The sequence below is a fragment of the Streptomyces ovatisporus genome (genome assembly GCF_042653885.1).
Taxonomy (GTDB): Bacteria; Actinomycetota; Actinomycetes; order Streptomycetales; family Streptomycetaceae; genus Streptomyces; species Streptomyces ovatisporus.
Window position 1 is genome coordinate 59,467 of the sequence record NZ_JBHSFH010000017.1, and the last position, 22,826, is coordinate 82,292.

General features: G+C 71.5%; 22 protein-coding genes. 7 read left to right on the forward strand and 15 right to left on the reverse strand.

From position 1 onward, the window contains the following. Positions 1-47: 47 nt before the first annotated feature. From ACFPA8_RS26265 to hppD, 4 genes are all read right to left on the reverse strand, one after another. On the reverse strand, positions 48-1,973 hold the full coding sequence (locus ACFPA8_RS26265; protein WP_386452503.1) for a P-loop NTPase family protein: 1,926 nt from the start codon (positions 1,971-1,973) through the stop codon (positions 48-50). 119 nt (positions 1,974-2,092) lie between these two features. Continuing rightward, positions 2,093-2,506 (reverse strand): hypothetical protein, encoded by a 414-nt coding sequence (locus ACFPA8_RS26270; RefSeq protein WP_386452505.1) that lies wholly within the window; start codon positions 2,504-2,506, stop codon positions 2,093-2,095. A 184-nt stretch (positions 2,507-2,690) separates the two neighbouring features. Further along, positions 2,691-4,058: an FAD-binding oxidoreductase gene (locus tag ACFPA8_RS26275; protein WP_386452506.1), complete on the reverse strand. Its 1,368-nt coding sequence runs from the start codon at positions 4,056-4,058 to the stop codon at positions 2,691-2,693. 164 nt (positions 4,059-4,222) lie between these two features. Next, positions 4,223-5,380, reverse strand: coding sequence for a 4-hydroxyphenylpyruvate dioxygenase (hppD, locus tag ACFPA8_RS26280; RefSeq protein ID WP_386452508.1), 1,158 nt, complete (start codon positions 5,378-5,380; stop codon positions 4,223-4,225). 134 nt (positions 5,381-5,514) lie between these two features. Between hppD and ACFPA8_RS26285 the strand changes: the two genes are divergently transcribed. The 6 genes from ACFPA8_RS26285 to ACFPA8_RS26310 all read left to right on the forward strand — a co-directional run bounded on the left by ACFPA8_RS26285 (position 5,515) and on the right by ACFPA8_RS26310 (position 10,430). Beyond that, positions 5,515-6,039, forward strand: coding sequence for an Lrp/AsnC family transcriptional regulator (locus ACFPA8_RS26285; RefSeq protein WP_386452510.1), 525 nt, complete (start codon positions 5,515-5,517; stop codon positions 6,037-6,039). 136 nt (positions 6,040-6,175) lie between these two features. Beyond that, the gene (locus ACFPA8_RS26290) at positions 6,176-6,823 is read left to right on the forward strand and encodes an ABC transporter permease (RefSeq protein WP_386452511.1); all 648 of its coding nucleotides are present in this window, start codon (positions 6,176-6,178) and stop codon (positions 6,821-6,823) included. Then, positions 6,816-8,138: a betaine/proline/choline family ABC transporter ATP-binding protein gene (locus tag ACFPA8_RS26295; protein WP_386452512.1), complete on the forward strand. Its 1,323-nt coding sequence runs from the start codon at positions 6,816-6,818 to the stop codon at positions 8,136-8,138. Before ACFPA8_RS26290 ends, ACFPA8_RS26295 begins: the two co-directional genes overlap by 8 nt. 80 nt (positions 8,139-8,218) lie before the next feature. Then, complete coding sequence (locus ACFPA8_RS26300; RefSeq protein WP_386452644.1) at positions 8,219-9,061, forward strand: ABC transporter permease; 843 nt, start codon at positions 8,219-8,221, stop codon at positions 9,059-9,061. After that, positions 9,061-10,113 carry a glycine betaine ABC transporter substrate-binding protein gene (locus ACFPA8_RS26305; protein WP_386452514.1) on the forward strand — a complete coding sequence of 351 codons (1,053 nt, stop codon included), beginning with the start codon at positions 9,061-9,063 and terminating at the stop codon, positions 10,111-10,113. The genes ACFPA8_RS26300 and ACFPA8_RS26305 overlap by 1 nt, the downstream gene beginning before the upstream one ends. Positions 10,114-10,256: 143 nt before the next feature. Next, on the forward strand, positions 10,257-10,430 hold the full coding sequence (locus ACFPA8_RS26310; RefSeq protein WP_386452515.1) for a hypothetical protein: 174 nt from the start codon (positions 10,257-10,259) through the stop codon (positions 10,428-10,430). Between the two features lie 181 nt (positions 10,431-10,611). Here ACFPA8_RS26310 and ACFPA8_RS26315 read toward each other — a convergent pair whose 3' ends face one another. From ACFPA8_RS26315 to ACFPA8_RS26355, 9 genes are all read right to left on the reverse strand, one after another. Then, positions 10,612-11,403 (reverse strand): S16 family serine protease, encoded by a 792-nt coding sequence (locus ACFPA8_RS26315; RefSeq protein WP_386452646.1) that lies wholly within the window; start codon positions 11,401-11,403, stop codon positions 10,612-10,614. 120 nt (positions 11,404-11,523) lie between these two features. Further along, complete coding sequence (locus tag ACFPA8_RS26320) at positions 11,524-12,168, reverse strand: IclR family transcriptional regulator (protein ID WP_386452517.1); 645 nt, start codon at positions 12,166-12,168, stop codon at positions 11,524-11,526. Positions 12,169-12,429: 261 nt separating this feature from the next. Continuing rightward, positions 12,430-14,220 carry a DEAD/DEAH box helicase gene (locus tag ACFPA8_RS26325; protein WP_386452519.1) on the reverse strand — a complete coding sequence of 597 codons (1,791 nt, stop codon included), beginning with the start codon at positions 14,218-14,220 and terminating at the stop codon, positions 12,430-12,432. Between the two features lie 182 nt (positions 14,221-14,402). Then, the gene (locus ACFPA8_RS26330) at positions 14,403-15,599 is read right to left on the reverse strand and encodes a YeiH family protein (protein ID WP_386452521.1); all 1,197 of its coding nucleotides are present in this window, start codon (positions 15,597-15,599) and stop codon (positions 14,403-14,405) included. Next, entirely contained in the window at positions 15,599-16,204 is a 606-nt protein-coding gene (locus ACFPA8_RS26335; RefSeq protein WP_386452523.1) for a cysteine dioxygenase family protein, read from the reverse strand. The genes ACFPA8_RS26330 and ACFPA8_RS26335 overlap by 1 nt, the downstream gene beginning before the upstream one ends. A gap of 217 nt (positions 16,205-16,421) precedes the next feature. Continuing rightward, positions 16,422-17,327, reverse strand: coding sequence for a LysR family transcriptional regulator (locus tag ACFPA8_RS26340; RefSeq protein ID WP_386452524.1), 906 nt, complete (start codon positions 17,325-17,327; stop codon positions 16,422-16,424). Between the two features lie 89 nt (positions 17,328-17,416). Next, the gene (locus tag ACFPA8_RS26345; RefSeq protein WP_386452526.1) at positions 17,417-18,070 is read right to left on the reverse strand and encodes a DUF6226 family protein; all 654 of its coding nucleotides are present in this window, start codon (positions 18,068-18,070) and stop codon (positions 17,417-17,419) included. Between the two features lie 231 nt (positions 18,071-18,301). Beyond that, positions 18,302-19,939 (reverse strand): MFS transporter, encoded by a 1,638-nt coding sequence (locus ACFPA8_RS26350; RefSeq protein WP_386452527.1) that lies wholly within the window; start codon positions 19,937-19,939, stop codon positions 18,302-18,304. A gap of 99 nt (positions 19,940-20,038) precedes the next feature. After that, positions 20,039-20,347, reverse strand: coding sequence for a hypothetical protein (locus ACFPA8_RS26355; protein WP_386452528.1), 309 nt, complete (start codon positions 20,345-20,347; stop codon positions 20,039-20,041). Between the two features lie 483 nt (positions 20,348-20,830). Here ACFPA8_RS26355 and ACFPA8_RS26360 point away from each other — a divergent pair, with 483 nt between their 5' ends. After that, positions 20,831-21,706: an alpha/beta fold hydrolase gene (locus tag ACFPA8_RS26360; RefSeq protein ID WP_386452530.1), complete on the forward strand. Its 876-nt coding sequence runs from the start codon at positions 20,831-20,833 to the stop codon at positions 21,704-21,706. 107 nt (positions 21,707-21,813) lie between these two features. Here ACFPA8_RS26360 and ACFPA8_RS26365 read toward each other — a convergent pair whose 3' ends face one another. Together ACFPA8_RS26365 and ACFPA8_RS26370 are read right to left on the reverse strand one after the other, a co-directional pair. After that, positions 21,814-22,059 carry a helix-turn-helix domain-containing protein gene (locus ACFPA8_RS26365; RefSeq protein WP_386452531.1) on the reverse strand — a complete coding sequence of 82 codons (246 nt, stop codon included), beginning with the start codon at positions 22,057-22,059 and terminating at the stop codon, positions 21,814-21,816. A gap of 2 nt (positions 22,060-22,061) precedes the next feature. Then, positions 22,062-22,796: a DUF2975 domain-containing protein gene (locus ACFPA8_RS26370; protein ID WP_386452532.1), complete on the reverse strand. Its 735-nt coding sequence runs from the start codon at positions 22,794-22,796 to the stop codon at positions 22,062-22,064. Positions 22,797-22,826 lie beyond the last annotated feature (30 nt).

A 22,826-nucleotide genomic window follows, 5' to 3' on the forward strand; every position in this document is an offset into this window, starting at 1 on the left:
GCCGGCCGTGCGACCCGGGCTCCCGCGCCGCACGGCCGACTCGCCTGTCATTCCCGGACGTTCGGGCAGACAGGGGAGATCACCAGGTAGTCGCGCGTCTTCCCCAGGGTCGCCCTGCTGGCTGTCTGGGCGGCGATGACGTCGGGGTGGACGTCCTGGCTGAGGCCCCCGTCGCCCTCGCTCTCTGCGGAGGCGGCCTCTTTCTCGCGCTCCTGGGCCCGTGTCCGGAGCGCGGACTCGACCTTCCCTTCCGTCGCCTCGGCCGCGGCTGCCTCCAACGCGCCCGCCACCTTCCGGTGCTCGCCGGCCAGATCCCGGAACAACCGGATGTCGGCGGGTTCGCGCTGGTCGGTCATGGCCTGCTGCGCCTCGGCGCATCCGGCGGGGACGTCGGATCCGCTGGTCGCCACCGTGACCGCCACAGCGGCTCCGACGGCCACGGTCGCCGCGCCCGCCGTGACCGCGACCTTGGTCGAGGTGAACTTCGCGGCCCAGCTCACCAGACCGCCGAGCTTGGCCGTCGGGGCGACGGGGGCGGAGAGGAGTGCAAGGGCCGCGACCACGGCGAGCTTGTCGCCTGCCAGCAGATCGCGGGTCTGCTCCTCGGTCTTCACGTAGTACCTGAGGTCCTTGGAGAGTCCGCCGCGGCCCGCGGCGATCCTGCCCAACCCGTAGAGCTGGAGGGCCACTTGGCCACGGCCGGCCGCCAGTGCCACCGGGGCGGCGGCCCTGACGAAGCGCGCGACCAGGACCCACTGCTGAGCGTCCCGCAAGGCACGGGCGACGGTCAGCAGGAGGTACGGCTCCGGCGCCGGAGCCCGGTCCTCGGCGGCGAGCGCCGCCGTCAGGCCCTCGGCGGCGGTGGCCGCCGGAGCGGCGGGCCAGTCCTGGGCCCTGACCGCGGCGGCCGCCTCCTCGGTGATCTGGTACACGCCGTACCGGCAGGTGACCAGGCGGCGGTCGTGGAGCTCGGGCCCTGTGCCCGCGGCCTGTGGGTCGCCGGTGACCGGCGCGAACCAGTCGGGTGACATCGGTGCCTTGAACGTCGCGAGTGCGACCAGCACACGCCGGGCCGGCTCGCTCAGGGCGACGGCCAGGGCCTCGGCCTGGTGGCGTGGGTTCAGCCGGGCCGGGTCGACCGGCGGCGGCTTGTCGTGGGGCCCGGCGGGGCGCCCCGCCCGCCACGCGTCTGATCCCTTGATGAACTCCGCGTACTGGAGCAGCCGTTGGGGCCGGCCCTCGGACATCTCGTAGACGTGGTCGAACTGGAGGTTCCGCAGCCCCTCCGGGCCCAGGGAAAGCCCGAGTCCGGCGCTGAGCAACTCGACCGCGGCGGCGCGCGGCAGGGGCTGGACGTGGTGGGCCGCCCGGGAGTCCGGCAGCGTGGCGTACGGCGACGTGAACAGGAAGGTGCAGCCCGGGAAGGTCTCCAGCACCCTGGCCAGGTCCTCCCGCCCCAACTCGCTGTCGAAGACGGTGATGTGGACGCCCGAGACACCGGCGACGGCGGCCCGCAGCACGGTCTCGTCCACCTCCCGCAGGAAGGGCTTCCCGAAGAACGCCTCGGCGAGCCGCCGGTAGAGGAGCTCCAGAGTGCCGGTCTCCCCGGCCAGGGGCGACAGGACGTGGCCGCGTCCGCCCTGCTCCGCCAGCCGCCGGTGCACCGCTTCGGCGATCGCCCGCTTGCCGACGCCCGGTTCGCCGTACAGCTGGACGCTGGTGCCCTCGGCGAGCCGGGCAGAGACCTCTTCGACGAGCTCATCGCGCCCGAACAGCTCGGTCCGCCCGGAGGCGGGCAGCAACGGGGCCTCGTGCAGGGGGAGTTCCCGCAGGCTCTCGGTCTCGACGAAGCGGCCCTCGGCGTAGAACACGTTGAAGGCGAAGTCGCCCGTGCTCACGATGCCCTTGTTGTCACCGTCGATGACGACGGACCGCGCGCCCCGCTCGGCCGCGGCCGGGGGCGAGGCAGGCAACAAGCCTGCTCCGCCCGGGAGTTCGGCCTCTTCCGCGAGGTCCGCGCCACCTGGAGCGGCGGGCTGCGGACTCCGGCGGGCCTCCGGCGAAGCCCCGTCGAGGGGGCCGGTGCCGCCGCTCACCGCGGCTGGACGTTCGTCGCGCCGTCCCCGGTGGAGACGATCCCGGCCATGTCCCCCGCCACCGCCACGCTCCGCTCGCCCTCGGCTCGCGCCTCAGGCCGCTCGGGAAGCAGCGCGGCCACTTCCGCCATCAGGGACGGGTCGGCCAGCAGGGCTTTCCTGATCTGGAAACGGAGCGCGGCGAGCGCGTCCGAGTCCTCGCCCGTCTCCGCGAGGTCCGTCACCGCCGCCTCGATCGGAGCGGGGTCGGGCGTGCGGCGCAGGATCCGGTCGAGCAGCCGCTGCCCCAGCCGTACGGTCGCCATGGCCGCCTCGTCCTCGGCCCGGGTCAGTACGCCGGCGCCGTAGGCGCTGACCGCCGCACCGACCGCCGGTACGGCGTGGCTCAGTAAGGAGTTGATGTCCGACACGTGTCGTCCCCCGTGGTCGTCTCGTGACGCTGCGCCCGTCCCTCGTTGTCGGCGGACACAGCCAGACTTTTCAGTACACCGTTCAAAGGCCCAATTCCGCAACCTTGAACGTGAGTTCACGTCGACGCTTCGTTCGACTGCCGTACACAGCCGCGCCCTGGACGCGAACATGACGCCGCGGCGGTCAGAACAGTTTGCCCGGATTCAGCAGTCCCAGCGGGTCGAAGAGCTGCTTGACGCCGCGTTGCATCTCCAGCCCCACGGGGCCGAGTTCGCGCGCCAGCCATTCCTTCTTCAGTACACCGACGCCGTGTTCGCCCGTGATGGTGCCTCCGAGGTCGAGGCCGAGCGCCATGATGGCGTCGAACGCCTCGTAGGCCCGGCGTGTCTCGTCCTCGTCGTCCGGGTCGAAGCAGACGGTGGGGTGGGTGTTGCCGTCGCCGGCGTGGGCGCAGACGCCGATCGTCAGGCCGTACTTCTCGCTGATGGCGGCCGTGCCCTCCAGCATCTCGGCCAGCTTCGAGCGCGGTACGCACACGTCGTCGATCATCGTGGTGCCGGGCAGCGCCTCCAGGGCGTAGTGCACACTGCGCCGCGCCTGCAGCAGCATCTCCGACTCGGCCTGGGTCTCGGCGGGTACGACCTCACTGGCACCGGCCGACCCGCACAGCTCGCCCACAGCGGCGAGGTCGGCGGCGGGGTCGTGCGTGTCGAACGCGACCAGCAGCAGCGCTTCGGTCGACTCGGGCAGTCCCATCCTGGTCAGGGCGTTGACGGCGCGCAGCGTCGTACGGTCCATCAGCTCCATCAAGGAGGGCACGTGGCCGCTCTCCATGATGCGGCAGACCGCGTCACCGGCCGCGGCCGCGGAGGGGAACTCGGCGGCCAGAGCGAGCTGCCGGGGCGGACGCGGCCTGAGCGCGAGCACCGCCCGTACGACCACGCCGAGACTGCCCTCGGAGCCGACGAAGAGCCGGGTCATGTCGTATCCGGCGACGCCCTTCGCGGTGCTGCGGCCGGTGGACATCAGACGGCCGTCGGCGAGGACGACGTCCAGGCCGAGCACGTACTCCGCCGTGACCCCGTACTTCACGCAGCACAGGCCGCCGGCGGCTGTGCCGATGTTGCCGCCGATCGTGCACTCCTCCCAGCTGCTGGGGTCCGGCGGGTAGTGCAGGCCGTGCTCGTTGACAGCACGCGTGAGCACGGCGTTGACGACGCCCGGTTCGACGACGGCGGTCCGGTCGACCGGGTTGATCTCCAGGATCCGGTTCATCCGCAGCAGCGAGAGGACGATGCACCCGTCGCCGGCGTTGGCCGCGCCCGACAGACCCGTACGGGCGCCTTGCGGCACGACGGGCACGCGCAGCGCGGTCGCCGTCCGCATGACGTGCTGCACCTCCTCGACGCTGCCGGGCAGGACGACCGCCGCCGGGGTTCCGGACGCGCAGAAGTCGGCCATGTCACGGGCGTAGGAGAGGGTCACGTCCGGATCGGTGAGGACGGCGTCCGCGGGGAGGCCCTCCCGCAGCCGTGCGGTCAGCTCGCTCATGCCGCTCACCCTCGCACCTGCACGGAGTCGCGGGGAAGGCCGGACGTGCCGGCGCTGGGGGGCGGAACGGAGGCCGGAACCGGGAGCGCGGAAAGCGGGAAGCAGTGCGGGCCGTACGGACCGAAGGCCGGTCCGTACGGCCCGCAGGGGCCTCACACGTCGCGTCAGAGGTTGCCGCGCTTCTCCTGCTCGCGCTCGATGGCCTCGAACAGCGCCTTGAAGTTGCCCTTGCCGAAGCCCATGGAGCCGTGCCGTTCGATCATCTCGAAGAAGACGGTGGGCCGGTCCTGAACGGGCTTGGTGAAGATCTGCAGCAGGTAGCCGTCCTCGTCCCGGTCGACGAGGATCTTCAGCTCGCGCAGCGTCTCCACGGGCACCCGGGTCTCACCGGCCCACTCGCCGAGGGTGTCGTAGTAGGAGTCGGGGGTCTCCAGGAACTGGACGCCGGCGGCGCGCATGGCGCGTACCGTCGCGACGATGTCGTTCGTGGCGAGTGCGATGTGCTGGACGCCCGCACCGCCGTAGAACTCCAGGTACTCGTCGATCTGCGACTTCTTCTTCGCGATCGCCGGCTCGTTGATCGGGAACTTGACCTTCAGGGTGCCGTCGGCGACGACCTTGGACATCAGCGCGCTGTACTCGGTCGCGATGTCGTCGCCCACGAACTCCTTCATGTTGGTGAAGCCCATGACCTTGTTGTAGAAGCCCACCCACTCGTTCATCCTGCCGAGCTCGACGTTGCCCACGCAGTGGTCGATCGCCTGGAAGTTGCGCTTGCCGGGCTCGACGATCGGCTGCGCCGGGACGTAGCCCGGAAGGTAGGGGCCGCTGTAGCCGGAGCGCTCCACGAGCGTGTGCCGGGTCTTGCCGTAGGTGGCGATGGCCGCGAGCACCACGGTGCCGTGCTCGTCGCTCGTCTCGTGGGGCTCGGCGAGACCCTTCGCGCCCTGCGAGACGGCGTACTCGTACGCGGCCCGGGCGTCGGGGACCTCGATGGCCAGGTCGACGACGCCGTCGCCGTGGGCGGCGACGTGCTCGGTGAGGAACCGGCCCCACTCGGTCGAGGGCTTGATGACGGAGGTGAAGACGAACCGGGCGGCGCCCGATTCGAGCACGTAACTGGCGGTCTCGCGGCTGCCGTTCTCCGGGCCGGAGTAGGCGACGAGCTTCATGCCGAAGGCCGTCGAGTAGAAGTGGGCGGCCTGCTTGGCGTTGCCGACGGCGAAGACGACCGCGTCCATCCCCTTCACCGGGAAGGGGTCGGCCTGCCTGGCGCCTTCGTCGGATGTCGCCATGGGGGCTGCGTGGGTGGTCTCAGTCATGGCTTCAGGCTCCCGCCGTTCCGCAAGGTGCGCAATACTTCCCGTATTCACTGAGCACCTTGCACAGTAGTACGCGGTCTGGACCGGACGATCTGTACAAGGTGCCCAGAAAGTTGGTGACGGAAGGGGAAGCCTTGGGTATCGACCGGCTCGACGGAAGGTTGCTCGAACTCCTCGCGGACGAACCGAGGATCGGGGTGCTGGAGGCGTCCCGGCGGCTCGGGGTGGCCCGCGGCACCGTGCAGGCCCGGCTGGAACGCCTCCGGTCCCAGGGCGTGATCCGTGGGTTCGGCCCGGACGTCGACCCGGCCGCCATCGGTTATCCGGTCACCGCCTTCGCCACCCTGGAGATCAAGCAGGGACAGGGTTCGGACGTACGCGCCCACCTCGACTCCGTACCGGAGGTGCTGGAGCTGCATACGACGACGGGGCACGGGGATATGCTCTGCCGCCTCGTGGCGCGGTCCAACGCCGATCTTCAGCGGGTGATCGACAGGGTCGTCGGTTTCGCGGGGATCGTCCGGGCCTCCACGGCCATCGTCATGGAGAACCCCGTACCGCTCAGGATCGTGCCGCTGGTGCGTCAGGCGGCCGGTGCGGCGGACGGGCCGGACGGGCCCGACGTGGCGGGGCAGCACACGCGGCACGGCACGCCCTGATCACAACACGTGCCGGTGGGCCACGACGTGATCTCGCTGTGACACAGACGGGGTAAGCAGTGCACACGGCGTACACACGCGCGCGACGCGTGGGGCGGAAGCGACGGAGACGGATGAAGAGGCGAGGGGTGCCAGAGTGAGTTTCTGGGAGTATCTCGGCAACCGGCATGCCCAACTGCTGGCGGATTCGCTCCAGCATGCGAGCGCGGTCCTGCAGTGCATGGTGGCCGCGACCGTCATCGGCGTCGTCGTCGGCATCGTGACGTACCGCAGCGAGTGGGCCGGAGACGTGGCCACCACGGCCGGGGCGACGATCCTGACGGTGCCCTCGCTGGCGCTCATCGGTCTGCTGATCCCGCTCGTCGGGCTCGGGGTGGCGCCGACCGTCATCGCGCTGACGCTGTACGGCCTGCTGCCCATCGTGCGCAACGCGATCGTCGGACTGCGCGGCGTGGACCCCGACCTGGTGGACGCGGCCCGCGGCATCGGCATGTCCAGACTGAGGCAGCTGGTCAAGGTCGAACTGCCGCTGGCCTGGCCGCCGATCCTCACCGGCATCCGGGTCTCCACCCAGATGCTCATGGGCATCGCCGCCATCGCCGCCTTCGCCTCCGGCCCCGGCCTGGGCAACAGCATCTTCCGCGGTGTGGCCTCGCTCGGCAGCGCCAACGCCCTCAACCAAGTGCTCGCGGGGACGCTCGGCATCGTCGTCCTCGCGCTGCTCTTCGACGCCGCGTACGTCCTCATCGGACGCCTGACAATCCCGAGGGGGATACGTGCCTGAGACACCGGAATCCACGACAGGTGAGACCGGCCCGGACGCCGGCGGCGGCGTCGCCGAGGGCACTCCGGAGGTCTCGCTGACAGCCGGCGGTCCCGGCGGGAGCCGGCAGTCGGGCGCCCCGATCAAGCTGGAGGGGCTGACGAAGCGCTACTCCGGCTCCTCCTCGCCCGCCGTCGACGACGTGAACCTGGAGATCAAGGCCGGTGAGATCGTCGTCCTGGTCGGCCCTTCGGGATGCGGCAAGTCGACGCTGCTGAAGATGATCAACCGGCTGATCGAGCCCACGTCGGGCCGTATCCGCATCGGCGACGAGGACGTCACCGGCATGGACGCGGTGAAGCTGCGCCGCAAGATCGGCTACGCGATCCAGTCCTCCGGTCTCTTCCCGCACATGACGGTGGCGCAGAACGTCGCCCAGGTCCCGAAGATGGCCGGCTGGCCCAAGGCCCGCATCAAGGCCAGGGTCGAGGAGATGCTCGACCTCGTCGGCCTCGACCCGGCAGAGTTCCAGGGCCGCTACCCCCGTCAGCTCTCCGGCGGGCAGCAGCAGCGCGTCGGAGTCGCCCGCGCGCTGGCCGCCGACCCGCCCGTGCTGCTGATGGACGAGCCCTTCGGCGCCGTCGACCCCATCACCCGCGACCATCTGCAGGACGAACTGATCCGTCTGCAGCACGAGTTGCGCAAGACGATCGTGTTCGTCACACACGACTTCGACGAGGCGATCAAGCTGGGCGACCGGATCGCGGTACTGCGCGAGCAGTCGCACATAGCCCAGTTCGACACCCCCGAGGCCATCCTCACCAACCCCGCCGACGACTTCGTCTCCGGCTTCGTCGGCGCGGGCGCGGCGCTCAAGAGGCTCAACCTCACGCGCGTACGGGACGTGGAGATCGTCGACTTCCCCACCGCGACGGTCGAGGAGTCGCTGGAGACGATCTCCGGCATGCTGAGCGCCGGCACCACCAACGAGGTGCTGCTGCTGGACCGCAGGCAGCGCCCGTACAAGTGGCTGCGGCGCGGCGATCTGACGCACGCCAAGGGCTCGCTGGCGCGGGCGGGGACACTCGTGCACGACACCGTCACCCGCGACGCCACGCTGCGGGACGCCCTGGAGGCGGTGCTCACCGACAACGCGGGACGCGTCGCCGTGACGGGGAGGCGAGGCGAGTACACCGGCGTCGTCGACATGGAGACGCTGATGAACTCCGTGCACGACCTCCTGGACGCGGACCGGCTGGAGGCCATCGAGCACCGGCACAGCCTGAGCGACCAGCAGGCCCGCCGCACGTACGCCGCGCAGGAGGGCCTCACGTGAGCGGAGAGACCCCCGAGACCCCCCGGACTCCCGCCCGCGCCGGGGCGGGTGGCGACGGAGGCCCGCAGACGGCGGCGCGCATCCCCGCCCAGCCGGACGCACCGGCCGAGGCTCCCGCACCGGACACGACAGCCGCCCCGGACGACGCGACGCCGCCGGCCCACGCCGCGGGCGAGCGCGTCGTCGCGCGGCTCACCTGGCAGAAGCTCACGATCCTGCCCGGCCTGATCGCTCTCGTGCTGCTCGGTACCTGGCTGTGGTTCCGCGGCGCCGAACTCGACACCATCGCCCGCAACGCGCTCGCCGACGGCAACGTGGGCCTGCGCGTACGCCAGCACATCGAGATGACGGTGATCTCCACCTTCTTCGTGCTGATCATCGCGATCCCGCTGGGCATCGCACTCACCCGCCCGTGGCTGCGCCGGGCCACGCCCTTCGCCATGGGGCTGGCCAACCTCGGGCAGGCCGTGCCCTCCCTGGGTCTGCTGGTGCTGCTCGTGTTCTGGCTGAACATCGGCCAGACCACCGCCGTGGTCGGCATGGTCGTCTACGCGGTGCTGCCCGTGCTGGCCAACACCATCGCCGGGCTGCGCGGCATCGACCCCCGGCTGACGGAAGCGGCACGGGGAATCGGCATGTCGCCGCTGGGCGTGCTGGGCAAGGTCGAACTCCCCCTGGCCGTACCGCTGATCCTCGCCGGTGTGCGCAACGCCCTCGTCCTGAACGTGGGTACGGCCACGCTCGCCACCTTCATCGGCGGCGGCGGACTGGGCGACCTGATCTCCTCGGGCATCACCAACCAGCGCATGCCCGTCCTGATGCTCGGCTCGATCCTGACGGTCGCCCTCGCGCTGCTGGTCGACTGGCTCGCCTCGATCGTCGAACTGCTGTTGCGCCCACGCGGCTTGGAGGGATCGTCCTGATGCGCACGCTGCACCGACGCCGCGGAGAACGACAGCAGTCCGGAGGGCCGGCCGGCACCCGGCGACGCCGGTACGGGCGTACGTACGCGCTCGCCGCCGGCACGACCGCGCTGGCCCTCAGCGGCACCCTCAGCGGGTGCGGCCTCGTCAGCGGCAGCCCGCTCGCGGACAACGTCAGGCCCGGCTCGGTCGGGGCGGGTCAGCCTCTCAAGGGCGCTCAACTGACCGTCACGTCCAAGGAGTTCACCGAGCAGATCATCCTCGGCAAGATGATGGGGCTCGTCTTCCGCGCGGCCGGCGCCACCGTCGTCGACCGCACGGCTGTCCAGGGCTCCATCGGCGCCCGGTCGGCTGTCGAATCCGGCACGGCCGACGGCATGTACGAGTACACGGGCACCTCCTGGATCACCTACCTCGGCCACACGAAGCCCGTGCCCGACCCGATGAAGCAGTGGGAGGCAGTGCGCGAGGAGGACAGGAAACACGGCATCGAGTGGCTGCCGCCGTCCGTCCTCGACAACACCTACGCGCTGGTCGTCAGCGACCAACTGCAGAAGAAGTACGGCACGAAGACCCTCTCCGACGTCGCCGAACTCTCCCGCAGGAACCCCAACGCGGCCAGCATCTGCGTGGAGAACGAGTTCGCCTCCCGGCAGGACGGCCTGAAGGGCATGGCGGAGAAGTACGGCATGCGGTTCCCCGCAGGCCAGGTGCACAAGATGGCCGGCGGAGTGGTCTACACCCAGACCGCGAAGGGCAAGCCGTGCGTCTTCGGCGCCATCGCGGCGACCGACGGCCGCATCCCTGCGCTGAAGCTCAGGATCCTCGAGGACGACCGCAAGTTCTTCCCGAACTACAACGTCGCCCCGGAGATGAACAGCAGGACGATGAAGGAACACCCGGAGATCGCCGGACTGCTCGCCCCCGTCACGAAGAAGCTCAACAACAAGATCGCGCAGAAGCTCAACGCCAAGGTGGACGTGGAGGGCCAGGACCCGCACGACGTCGCCAAGGACTGGCTGGTGAAGGAGGGCATCATCAAGACCGGCTGAGCAGCGGGCACGGCACGACTCGGGCCGAACCCTCTGCCGCGGCCCGGCGCTCCCGCCGGGAACCGCATCAACTCGGCGCATCGTCCACTCATGCGACGGGGGACTCATGCAGAGCCCCGCGATGCAGGAGAGCGGAGGCGACCGTGTGGTTGTTGGTGCTGTTCCTGCTGGCAGGTCCCGTCATCATCGGGCTCGGCGTCCCGCAGACCGCACGACTCGACCTCTCCGCGAAACGGTTCTGGAGCGTCGCGATTCCCCTCGTGGTCGGCGTGGCGTTCACGGTCGCCGGGATCTGGGGGCTCTCCACCGGCAGTTGACCTTCTCCCGTGAAGCCGTTGCCTCCCGGACGTGACCGATGCGTTCACGTTCCCCGGGGGACAGGAGCGGTGGACTGCCGAGTGTTCGCGGGTCCCGGGGGCGCGGAGCCGGTCGACTCCGACGACGCAGCGAGGTGCCGTGCCGGGCGTCGCGAGCAAGGCGAAATCTGTCAGACAGGGTTCAGCAACCCGGCACCCTGCCGCCGCTCTTGAGCGACTTCAGGGCGTCCAGCGCCCCATCGAGGTCGGTGACGGGCACCAGCCGCAGCCCGTCCGGGAGTTGAGCCTTCGCCTCGCCGCACTCGGCCTTCGGCACGAGGAACACCGAGGCGCCGTCCCGCTTCGCGGCCTTCGTCTTCAGCGGCACACCGCCGACGGGACCCACCGTGCCGTCCGCCTTGATCGTGCCGGTACCGGCGACCGTCCGGCCGCCGGTGAGGCCGCCGCCGCTGCCGTCGCCGTCGATCTTGTCGATGATGCCCAGGGAGAAGAGGAGCCCCGCGCTGGGGCCTCCGACGTCCGCGAGCCGGAGCGAGACGCGCACATCGCGGGACGACCGGTGCAACTGCCCCAGCGCCGCCTTGACCGCCGCCTGCTGCGACTGCCTCATCTCGTCCTGGTTGTGCTTCTCGACCTCCTCGGTCGTCTCACCTTCCGGATAGACCGCCTCGCTGGGCATGACCGCCCGGTCGGCACGGAACCAGCTGCTCAGCACCTGCGGCAGCCGCACCGTCGCATCCGGCGGCGTCGCCGCGATGGTCGTCATGAGCAGCTTCCCGTCGTCCTTGCCCGCCGCGCCGCGTCCGTCCGCACCGGAAAGGGTGATGACCGGCTTGCTCTTGTTGTCACCGAGCACGTTCGCGGTGAGACCGGGCTGTGCGAGCGACATCGGCAGCGGCGCCAGAGCGGCCACGGCGAGCAGCGCGACGAACGGGACGGCACAGATCACGAGCGTGCGCTGCCGCGCTGTCAGACGCAGCGGAGAGCGCAGCAAGGAGACGGTCCGGGACCGGAGACTCGGGCGGGCGGCGGGTGTGTTCACCCCGGCAACCTAACAATGCGCACCGTGCTCCCTCCGGCCGCCTTCGCCTCGTCACCTCAGGGCGTCGGCCACTTCCTGCGCCGCCCGCACCACGCGCTCCCCGACCTTCTGCGGGACGGAGTCGGTGAGCATCACCACGCCCACGCTCCCCTCGATGCCGGTGACGCCGAGCACCGGCGCGGCAGCGCCTCCGGCACCCGCCTCCAGCTCGCCGTGCGTGAGCACGAACCCGGGCTCCAGATCCTTGTCGGGACCGCGGCCGGCGAGAATGGCGCGTCCCGCGGCACCACGGTCGAGCGGGTGCCGGAAGCCCGTGCGGTAGGCCACGTGGTAATCGGTCCAGCTCGGCTCCACCACCGCGACCGCCAGCGCCTCCGTACCGTCCACGAGCGTCAGATGGGCGGTCGCCCCCACCTCCTCCGCGAGCGCCCGCAGCGCCGGCAGCGCCGCCTCCCGCACGAGCGGGTGCACCTGCCGCCCCAGCCGCAGCACCCCCAGCCCCACCCGGGCCCGGCCGCCCAGATCGCGGCGGACGAGCGCATGCTGCTCCAGGGTGGCCAGCAGCCGGTACACGACGGTGCGGTTCACGCCGAGCTTGTTGGAGAGCTCGGTCACGGTCAGACCGTGATCGGTGTCGGCCAGCAGTTTGAGGACACGCAGTCCCCGGTCGAGCGTCTGGGAGGTCTCCGCGGTCACGACGCTCCTCTTCTCGGTGAATGGCAGCACGTGGGGTGGGTGGGGGGTTGCTGCCGGGATGGGGCGTGGTGTGACCGGCAAACTTAGCGACAGGCACCGCTCACCGGAAGACTCTGTCCAGAATCCGGTCACAACTGATCAGGCTTCGCTCGGCAGGCGCGGGACGCTGTGCGGGGTGGCGGCGTGCTCCGCGAGGCGGGACGCCTCCCCAGGGACCGGCCCTGCGGGGCGCGGAGAACCCACCGCGGACAGAGCGGCTCCTCACCGCATGCGCACTGCCCACTCGCGTACCTTCGCGATCCGCGCCTCGATCTGTCCCGCCGTCGCCTCGGCGCTCGGCGGACCACCGCACACCCGCCGCAGCTCGTTGTGGACCACCCCGTGCGGCTTGCCGCTCTGATGCACGTAGGCACCGACGAGGTTGTTCAACTGCTTGCGCAGTTCCAGCAGTTCCTTGTGGGTGACGACGGGCCGCCGGTCCGCCGGCATCTCCAGCAGGTCCGCTTCCGCGTCGGGCCGCTTCCTGCTGTGGGAGATCTGCCGTGCCTGCCTTTTCTGGAGCAGCGTCTGCACCTGTTCGGGCTCCAGCAGCCCGGGAATCCCCAGGTAGTCCTGTTCCTCTTCGCTGCCGGGGTGCGCCTGCATGCCGAACTCGGCGCCGTCGTACATGACGCGGTCGAAAACAGCATCGGACTCCAGTGCCTCGAAGGGCAGTTGGTCCCCGTCGCCGGTGTCCTCGTCCTGTTCGCGTTCGGCTTCCCGGAGCAGGTCCGCCTCTTCGGCGTACGGATCGTCGTCGGCCTTCTTCGGCTTGTCGAGGACGTGGTCGCGCTCGACTTCCATCTCGTTGGCGAAGCCGAGCAGCGCGGGAATCGTGGGAAGGAAGACGGATGCGGTCTCGCCGCGCCGTCTGGACCGTACGAACCGGCCGACGGCCTGTGCGAAGAACAGCGGTGTCGAGATCGTGGTCGCGTACACGCCGACGGCCAGCCGGGGCACGTCGACGCCCTCCGAGACCATGCGGACGGCGACCATCCACCTCTCCTGCGAGCCGCGGAAGTCCTCGATGCGCTGGGAGGCTCCGCTGTCGTCGGACAGTACGAGGGTGGCCCCGACCCCCGTGATGTCACGCAGGAGCCGGGCGTACGCGCGTGCCGAGTCCTGGTCGCTGGCGATGACCAGTCCGCCCGCGTCGGGAATGGACTTGCGCACCTCGCTCAGCCGCCGGTCGGCCGCGCCCAGTACGGCGGGCATCCACTCGCCGTGCGGGTCGAGCGCCGTGCGCCAGGCCTGCGAGATCGCGTCCTTGGTCATCGGCTCGCCGAGCCGGGCTTCGATCTCGTCGCCCGCTTTGGTGCGCCAGCGCATGTTGCCGCTGTAGGAGAGGAAGATGACGGGCCGCACGACGCCGTCGCCGAGCGCGTTGCCGTAGCCGTAGGTGTAGTCGGCGACGGAGCGCCGCAAGCCGTCGCGGTCCTCGGCGTAGTCGACGAAGGGAATGGGGTTGGTGTCGGAGCGGAACGGGGTGCCTGTGAGCGCGAGACGGCGCGTGGCGGGCTCGAACGCCTCCTGGCAGGCCTCCCCCCAGGACCGGCTGTCGCCGGCGTGGTGGATCTCGTCGAGTATGACGAGCGTCTTGCGCTGCTCCACGCGGTTGCGGTGCAGCATGGGCCGTACGCCGACGCCCGCGTACGTCACCGCGACCCCGTGGTACTCCTTGCTCAGCGGACCCGCGCTGTAGTCGGGGTCGAGCTTGATGCCTATGCGCGCGGCCGCCTCGGCCCACTGCTTCTTCAGATGCTCGGTGGGTGCGACGACCGTGACCTGCTGCACGACGTGGTGGTGCAGCAGCCAAGAGGCGAGAGTGAGCGCGAAGGTCGTCTTGCCCGCGCCAGGTGTGGCGACGGTGAGGAAGTCACGCGGCTGCTGCTGGAGATACGCCTCCATGGCCCCTTGCTGCCAGGCGCGCAGCTTGCTCGCCGTGCCCCAGGGCGCACGCCCGGGGAAGGCCGGCGAGAGGTGGTGGCTGGAGGCGGAAGTGCTGGTAGTCACGGTCTCCGGGAGGGTCGGGGCGGCGGCGAAGCGACCGGTTCAGCCTACCCGCGCCGCGTGCGGCGCCTCCGGGGAGTCCGGTTCGCGGCCGCCGGGCGGGCACGTCCACCCGGCGGGCCGTGCCTGCCAGTTGCGCGGCCGAGTTGCGCGAGCCCTGCACGACCGGGCTCGCGCACCCGTCCTCACGCGGTCAGCAGAACGCCACCGTAGGAGACACCGGCGATGACCACCCACGAGAAGAGACCGAGAGCGGCGACACGGCCTCCGGTACGGGCCAGCGTCGGCAGGTGCACGGCGCTGCCGAGGCCGAACAGGGCCGCGGCGAGGAGCAGTTCCTGCGCGGTCTGCGCGACGTCGAGTGCGCTCGCGGGAAGCCATCCGGTAGTGCGCAGAGCGACCATCAGGAGGAAACCGACGACGAACAGCGGTACGAGCGGCGGACGTTGAGCCTCAGTGCTGCTGACACTGCCACTGCTGCTGCCGTCCGCGGCGGCGCCCCGGCGGGCCCGTACGGACAGCACCACCGCCGCGACCAGCGGAGCCAGCAGCGCGACCCGCATCAGCTTCACCAGCACGGCCTGGCCGAGCGCATGCGGCCCGGCGGTCTGCGCCGCTGCGACCACCTGTCCGACGTCGTGGACGCCCGCGCCGACCCAACGGCCGAACTGGCCGTCGTCCAGGCCCAGTGGGTGGTGCAGCAGCGGCAGCAGCGCGATGGCGAGCGTGCCGCACAGCGTGACGAGTGCGACGGAGGTGGCGACGTCGCGTTCCTCGCTCTTCCGCACCTCACTGACGGCGCAGATCGCGGAGGCTCCGCAGATCGAGTATCCGGTGGCGATGAGCAGCGGCTGGTCCCCGGGGAGGCCGAGCCGCTTGCCGAGCCACTGCGTTCCGGCGAACGTCGTCGCGACCACGACGAGCACCATGGCGACCGTCGCCCAGCCGAGCCCGAGGATGTCGCCGACGCTCAACTTCAGTCCCAGCAGCACCACTCCGAGCCGCATCAGCCGCTTCCCGGCCAGCGACAGCCCAGGTCGCGCCGTGCCGCGTACGAGGGGACGTACGAACGGCAGGTGCGCGGCGAGGATGCCGAGCACCACGGCGGCCGTCAGCATCGGTACCGGCGGCAGCAGCGTGTGCACGGTGACGGCGGCGGCGACACCGAGCACGGCAAGGGCCAGTCCGGGCAGCTTGCTCGGGGCGGGCCGCGGGCCTGGCTGTGCACCGGCGTGCGGGCCGTCCGGACCGGCGGGGCCCCGGACCCCGGCTGCGGAGGGTCCACCGGCGTCGGGCTCCTTGCGCGGACCGGTCTTCCCGCTACCGCGTACGCCCGTTCCGGCGCCGGAGGACGCGGGGGGACGCTCCCCCAGCAGCGCCATCAGCGGTCCGCCGGCAGCTCGTACACGCGTCGGACGCTGCTTCCCAGCCGGGAGATGTCGGCGCCGTAGACGTGGATCGAGATCGCCTTCTCCCGGCAGCCGTTCCACACCCGGTGGATGTCTCCGGGCGGCGCGAAACCGCACACGGCGCCCACGGGGTTGACCACGTCCTCCGTCGCGACGAGCCGCGCGCTGCCTCCGGGCTCCTCGGCGGGCAGCAGCCGGTAGCGCCGTTCGTGCTCCTCGCCCCGGTGAACTCCCGTGACGCACCAGGACACATGGTCGTGGACGGACGTGGCCTGGCCGGGCAGCCAGACGAGCGCGACGACCGAGAAGCTGCCGTCGGACTCGGCGTGCAGCAGGTGCTGGCGGTAGCGCTCCGGATCGCCTTCCTGCTGCTCCGGCGTGAGCAGCCCGCCGGTGTCCTCGACGCCCAGGTGCGGGGCGAGCTTCTCGCCGACCAGGTAGGCCGTGACGTCGGGCGCCATGCCGCGCCCCACCACCTCGCGCACCTCCCCGACGAAGGAGTCGAGCCGCGCCGTGGTCGGTGCCTGCGTGCTCCTGCGGGTGGCGCTCGCGGTGTGGTGCGTCGTCGAAGTGGCCATGGTCGCAGCGTGAGGCCGCCGACCCATCACGTCCAACGACGGTTTCTTGACTCTTCCCCAACGTGCGCTTATGGCAGCGGACTTCACCGCACGGGGGACACTTCAGGGGGCAGGGCAGGGCAGGGGCGGCGCGCGGATGGGGACGGGGACGGGCCACGGCACGGCACGGGGACAGCGCACGGGGACAGGGCCGCGTGCTCGGGTGACGGAGAAGGTGTCAGCAGCCGACCCGGTTGCCGGACACCGCCCTGAGCTCGTCCAGCACCAGCGCGGTCGCCGGTATCTCCAGGTGCTCGCGCAGCACGTACGCGGAGACCTGGCGGCGCGAGGCGGGATCGAGGGCCCGTCCGGTGACCTTGCGGTGGACGAGGAAGGACAGCACGAGTCCCGGCATCATCGCGATGCCGAGCCCCTCCGCGACCAGGCTCTGCACGACGAGCGTGTCGTCGGTGGTGAAGGCGATGTCGGGCGCGAAGCCCAACTCGGCGCACTCGTGCAGGAAGTTGGCCCGGCAGCGCAGGCACCCGGCGATCCACCGCTCCTCCGCCAGCTCGGCCAGCTTGACGGCGCGGCGCCTGGCCATGGGATGTCCCGTCGGCAGGAGAACCGTCAACTGGTCCTCCATGAGCGGGATTTCGATCAGCTCCTCGGGGACCTGCTCGTGCAGCCCGGGATAGGTGAAGGCCAGAGTCACGTCGCATTCGCCGTCGACCACTCGCCGCAGCGAGTCCGGCGGCTCGCCTTCCTGCAGCTCCACGCGTATGGCGGGGTGTTCGGCGGCCAGCCGCGCAAGGGCCTCCGGTACGAGGGTGGCCGCGGCGCTGGGGAAGGCGCACATCCGCACCCGTCCCGCACGGAGCCGCGTGATCGCCGACATCTGGTGCTGGGCGACGGAGATGCGCTCCAGGATCTCCCCCGCGTGCCTCTCCAGCGCCTCCCCCGCCTCGGTGAGCCGCATCCGCCTGCCGACCCGGATGAAGAGCGGCGTGCCGACGGACCGTTCGAGGGCCTTCATCTGCTGTGTGATGGCGGGCTGCGTGTAGCCGAGCGTCCGCGCGGCTGCAGAGTACGAACCGGCGCGCACCACTTCGTGGAACGTCCGGATGTGCCGCGAGTCGAACATGCCCGAACCATAAGCAGAATTTGGGTGGCAGCACTACGACGGCGTCGTGGCCTCGCGGACGAGCCCTCCGGCCGCGGCGACGCGAGGTGTCACCACCACCGCGCGCCGTGGACGACACGGAGGCCGGCCGGTCCGCGGCTCTCCCCCGTGCGAGCCCTCTCCAGCAGTTCCGTGTGGTCGCGCAGGGCGAATTCGCCACTGGCCGAGGACCCCTGGCCCGTCGCGACGGCCGAACCGCCCTTCCCCGAGAGATGGACCAGCTCGCCGTTCACGATCGCGGACACGTACTCGTCGAACTCCTCGAGGAGGTCGTCCGATCCGCTGTCGCAGGCGTCGCAGCCGCAGTCCGGCAGAGTGCGTACCGCCACCGCGGGATCTCCGGCACCGATCGTGACGCTCGCGTCGGGTTCGTCCTGCACGGCCCCGAACCCCAGGACCAGCGGCACGGTCTGCTCCTTCGAGGGCCGTACGCGCACCGCCCGGTCCAGGTCCGCGTCCGCTCCGTGCGGCCACGACGCCGGTCCGACGGGCTCGACGACGGCGAGGCCCGCTTCGCTCAGTGCCTCCGCCCACGCCTCACCGCGGGCACGGAGGATGCGGTACTTTCCCGGGTCCGGACACCGCGAGTACTCCTCCTCCAGCGGCTCCTGCCCCGGGGGGCGAGGGCTCGGCCACGGAGGCGTCGCCGCCCCGGTACGGGCGAACGCCGCTTCGACCGCGTCGAAAAGCCGCTGTGAGTCCATCCGGCCAAACTACGACGCCCGCCCCGGCCGGATCACCCGGATTTCCGTCACGCACGGACGCGTGCCCCCGCGCACCCGTGGAGCAGCCCCGCGGCCCCGCACGGAGCAGCCGTCCGGCGCGGGGCGGGGATGCGGCCACAGGACGGGCAGCAGGTCTTCAGCCTGTGCGGAGGGACCGCGGTTCGCCGGCGGCCACAGGTACGTCCTTCGTCCTGCCCGCCGCGACGTCCCTCACGAGTCCGGACGCCCGCTCCACGCCCGCCCCCGCAGCCGTCCGGCGACCCCGACACCCACCGCGCACACCGTCGCCGAGACCGCGTACACGGCCAGGAACGCCATCGGCTGCCCGCCCGCCCCGGCATCGCCGACGGGGCCCGCCCCGTGCACGCCCGCGCTGACCGCCCCGCCCCCGCACGCCGCGAACGCCGCACCCGTGGCGGCGAGCAGGACCACGTTCGAGAGGCTGTCGGACATCTGCAGCGCCGCGGAGTTCTTCCCCACCTTCTCCGGCGCCGACAGCTGGAGCAGCAGCACACTCGTCGAGCCGATCACCAGCCCCATCCCGTAGCACGCCAGTGCCATGGCGACAGCGAGCGTCCAGACGGGCACGGCTTCCAGCAGCACGACCGGCGTGTACGCCACCCCGGCCGTCACCAGCACCATCCCGCCCTGCGCCAGCCGTTCCCGGTACGGGCCGAGCCGCGCCCGCGCCTGCGTGAACGAGCCGAGCGCCCATGTCGCGCCGCCCGCCGCCAGCGCCAGCCCCGCCAGCGTGACCGAGAGCCCGCGCTGGCTGACCAGCATCAGCGGCACGAAGCTCTCCGCGACGACGAACCCGCCCGATGCGATGCCACGCAGCAGCACCACGGCGGGCAGCCCGCGGGCGGCGCGATACGTGCCCCGCGGCAGCAGCCGCAGCGCGGCCGGTACGAGCAGCGCGGCACCGGCCAACGCAGGCAGGACCGCCGGAAGGCTCAACTCCTGCCCCGCGTACTGCAGCAGACCCGCTCCGACGGCCAGCGCCAGCGCGTACTTCAGCCGGCCACAGTCCACGGGCCCCGGTCCGTCAGCCCCGGGGGGCGGGCCCGAAGCGGAACGTCGCAGCGCGGGCATCATCACGGCCAGCGGCACGGCCACCAGCAGGGGAATCCCGAGGAACACCCAGCGCCAGCCCAGGTGCTGGGTGACCGACCCGGCGATCAACGGACCCACTACCGCCGGTACGACCCACGCCGCCGCGAACGCCGACATCACCGGAGGCCGCAGCCGCTCCGGATAGGCACGGCCGACGGTGACGTACAGCGCCACGATGACCAGGCCGCCGCCGATGCCCTGTACGGCCCGCCCCAGGACGAAGATCCACATGGTGACGGCCGTGCCGGAGAGCACCAGGCCCGCCGCGAACGCCCCGATCCCCGTCGCCACCGGCGGCAGCGGACCCCGCCGGTCGCTCCACTGACCGGAGACGACCATCCCGAGGAGGGCGGTCGTGAAGAGCGCCGAGAAGGCGAAGGCGTACGCGGACACCCCGTCGAGCTCGTCGGCCGCGACGGGCATCGCCGTGCCGACGGCGGTCGCCTCGAAGGCGATCAGGAAGACGACGGAGACGATGCCGAGCGTCAGCGCGCGGTGGCCGCGGCTGAGTACGGACGGCTCCCGGAGCGGCGGCGGCAGGCTGTCCACGGAAGGGGCGACGGACTGTGTGCCGGAAGGTGTGACGGACGGTGCCGGTTCGGTCTCTCCGGCACCGGAGCCGACGCCGGCGCCGACGCCGCCCCCGGCCGGTCCGGCCCCGGTCGTCGTCCTGGTCGGCCGTTCCCCGTCCGTGGTGATGTCTCCGCTCTCCCCCGCTCCGTCGTTCATGGCCATGAGAGCACGCTAAGGGGTCCCGTCGTCCTCGGCCTGGGTCGGCGGATGCTGTTCCGGTCGGCCGATGGTCCTAAGCAGCCGGCTCGGCCGGCCGTGACGTCAGTCGCCTTCCGGCTCGCCCGTCTCCTCGGTGGCTGCGGCCCGGGTACGACGGCGGTGCAGCAGGAGGCTTCCCAGGATCACCAACCCGATGGCAGCGACCTTGGCCGCCTGGTAGTAGCCGACCGCGGGGTCATTCGGCACGAAGGGCAGCCAGTCCGCTCCCGAGGAGTACCCGAAGAAGGCCCACAGCGCCGCGAGGCCCCCGATGACGACCAGTCCCGCGGCTCCCCACGGCCCCGTGCCCGCCCACCAGGGCTTCGGGGGGTGGGCCTGCCCGCGGGTCTGTTCAACGTCCTTGTCGGTCATGGGCTGTCTCCTGCGCGCGTGGTGATGGTCACGGAGGAGGACGCGGGGTGCGGTCGTTCGGTTCGCCTGACCCCGACTCCCCGCCGGGAGCGAGGCGTTGGGGCCGCTGCCCACCCGAGGGTTCCGCCCGGCCCTGCTCCAGGCGCCTCGCCTCGGGGGCGCATGCGACGAACCGGCGGCAACGGCTTCGGCCTCCGTCAGACCTCTGCTGCCGTCAGACCTCTGCTGCCGTCAGTCCTCTGCTGCCGTCTGCCCACGTCGTCACGTGCTGCGACGGTCCGCCGACGGGCATCGCCGCACTCCCACCACCGAACTCGTCGCGGACAGCGCCCCGTTGATACCCGTGACCGCCGCCCTCGGACTGCCCCGTGGACGGGGGCCGCACGCAGGCACAACCCACCCGCCCCCTCGCTCCGGGGCACCGGACCGAAACCGCGCCGACGGTGCCCGTGCGCCGCGGTGTTCTGGGGCACGCTGAGGGGTATGCCGCACTTCACGTCGTACGACGAGGCCGAGCTCAGCTACCGCATCCTGGGGGACGCCCCCACCGGCTGGGACCGTCCGCCGCTGGTCTGCCTCGCCGGCGGCCCGGCCCGCGACGCCGCCTACCTCGGCGACCTGGGCGGACTGAGCGCGTACCGGCGTCTGATCGTCCCCGACTCGCGCGGCACCGGCGGTTCCCCGTCCGCCGCCGACCCGGCCGAGTACGCCTTCCCCCGCCTCGCCGAGGACGTCGAAGCGCTCCGCGCCCACCTGGACCTGGACCGTTTCGCCCTCCTCGCCCACGACGCCGCAGCGGCCACCGCTCAGACCTACGCCGCGGCGCACCCCGGCCGCCTCACGCACCTCGTGCTCCTCAACCCGGGCTCCCGCCTTCAGGGCGAACTCCCGGACGACGCACGGGAGATCTTCGAGTCGCGGGCCTCTGAGGGACCGTGGTGGGAGGAGGCGTACGAAGCCGTGCGGCTGCTGGAGGAGGCCACCGACCTGCCGGAGATCCGCCGGCTGCTGCTGCGCGCCGCGCCCATGGCGTACGGACGGTGGGACGCACCGCAGCGCGAGCACGCCGCTCAGGAGGGCGAACAGCTCAATCCGGTTCCCCGGGCAGGCTTCTGGCAGGGCGTCGACGACGCTTCCTGCGCCACAATCCTCGACGCGCTGCGCGAAGTCGACACCCCCGTCCTCGTCGTCACCGGGGAACTGGACGCGGTGACGGGAATGCGGGCGGGCGAAGCAGTCGCCGGCTCCTTCCCGGACGCCCGTCTCCACACGCTCAAGGGCACGGGCCACTACCCCTGGATCGACGCCCCGGGCTCGCTCACACGGCTGCTCCGGGACTTCCTGTCGTCGAGGACGTAGCGGCGCGGCCGACCTCGGCGGCGCGGCCGACCGTGACAAACGCCCGCAGCGGCTCGGCAGACGCCCGTGGCAGACGCCCGCAACGGCTCGGCGGATGCCCGCGGTCGTCAGACGGTTCCGTCCTCCGGCGGTGGCAGGACGGTGAGGATCTCTCCCGGAGTGCACTCCAGTACGTCGCAGATGGCCGTCAGCGTCGAGAACCGAACAGCCTTGGCCCGGTCGTTCTTGAGCACCGACAGGTTGACCACGGTCACTCCGACCCGGTCTGCCAACTCCGTGAGCGTCATACCCCGTTCGGCGAGGAGACGGTCGAGGTCGCAGGCGATGCGGTGCCGGTCCGCGGGAACGGCCACGCTCAGACCAGCCCGTCGACGTCCTGGGCCAGCTCCGTGCCCCTGCGGAACGCCTCCGCGAGGGCGAGGAGCAGCAGGGCCACGAACAGAGGGACTTGCGGGAGGGAGAAGGCCGACGCCGCGACCGGCCCGTCGGCACCGTCCAGGCCGAGCCGTTCGAGGACCAGGCCCGACGCGAGAGCGGGAGTGGCGGCCATGCAGAGCGAACCGACAGCAGTCAGCAGGGCGAGACCCGCCACCCTGACGGCGTTGCCCTCACGGAAGGGGTCGCCCTCGGCGATCGACAGCAGCAGCCTGCGCAGCAGCAGCGCTCCCGCGAAGGCACAGAGACCGAGCACCGCGGAGTCCGCCCGCGCCAGGGCCTGTTCGGCCACGGTCGAGCCCCACGAGCGCAACTCCGTCTCCCCGGTGCCCGCTTCGAGCCAGCTGCCCTCAGGGACGTCCGCGATGTTCAGCCGGATCACGCCGCGGGCATCCGCATCGGGCGCGGCCAAGGGAGCCTGCGAACCGGCTCGCGTCTCCCGCGACGTCTCCACGCTCAACCCGTCGGTCGTACGCACCTCCACGGGGACGCTCACGTAAGCAGACGCCTGCGTCATCCCGTTGATGTCATGAGCGACACCCGCGACGCCCGCGATCACCCCGAGCCACAGCACCGCACCGGCAAGCCGCCGTACGAGGCGTTCACTTGCGAAGCGTCGGGGCTTCCTGCTGCTGATGTACTCGGGTATGCCCATGGGGGGGGTCCTCGGCTCGGGCTACGGCGG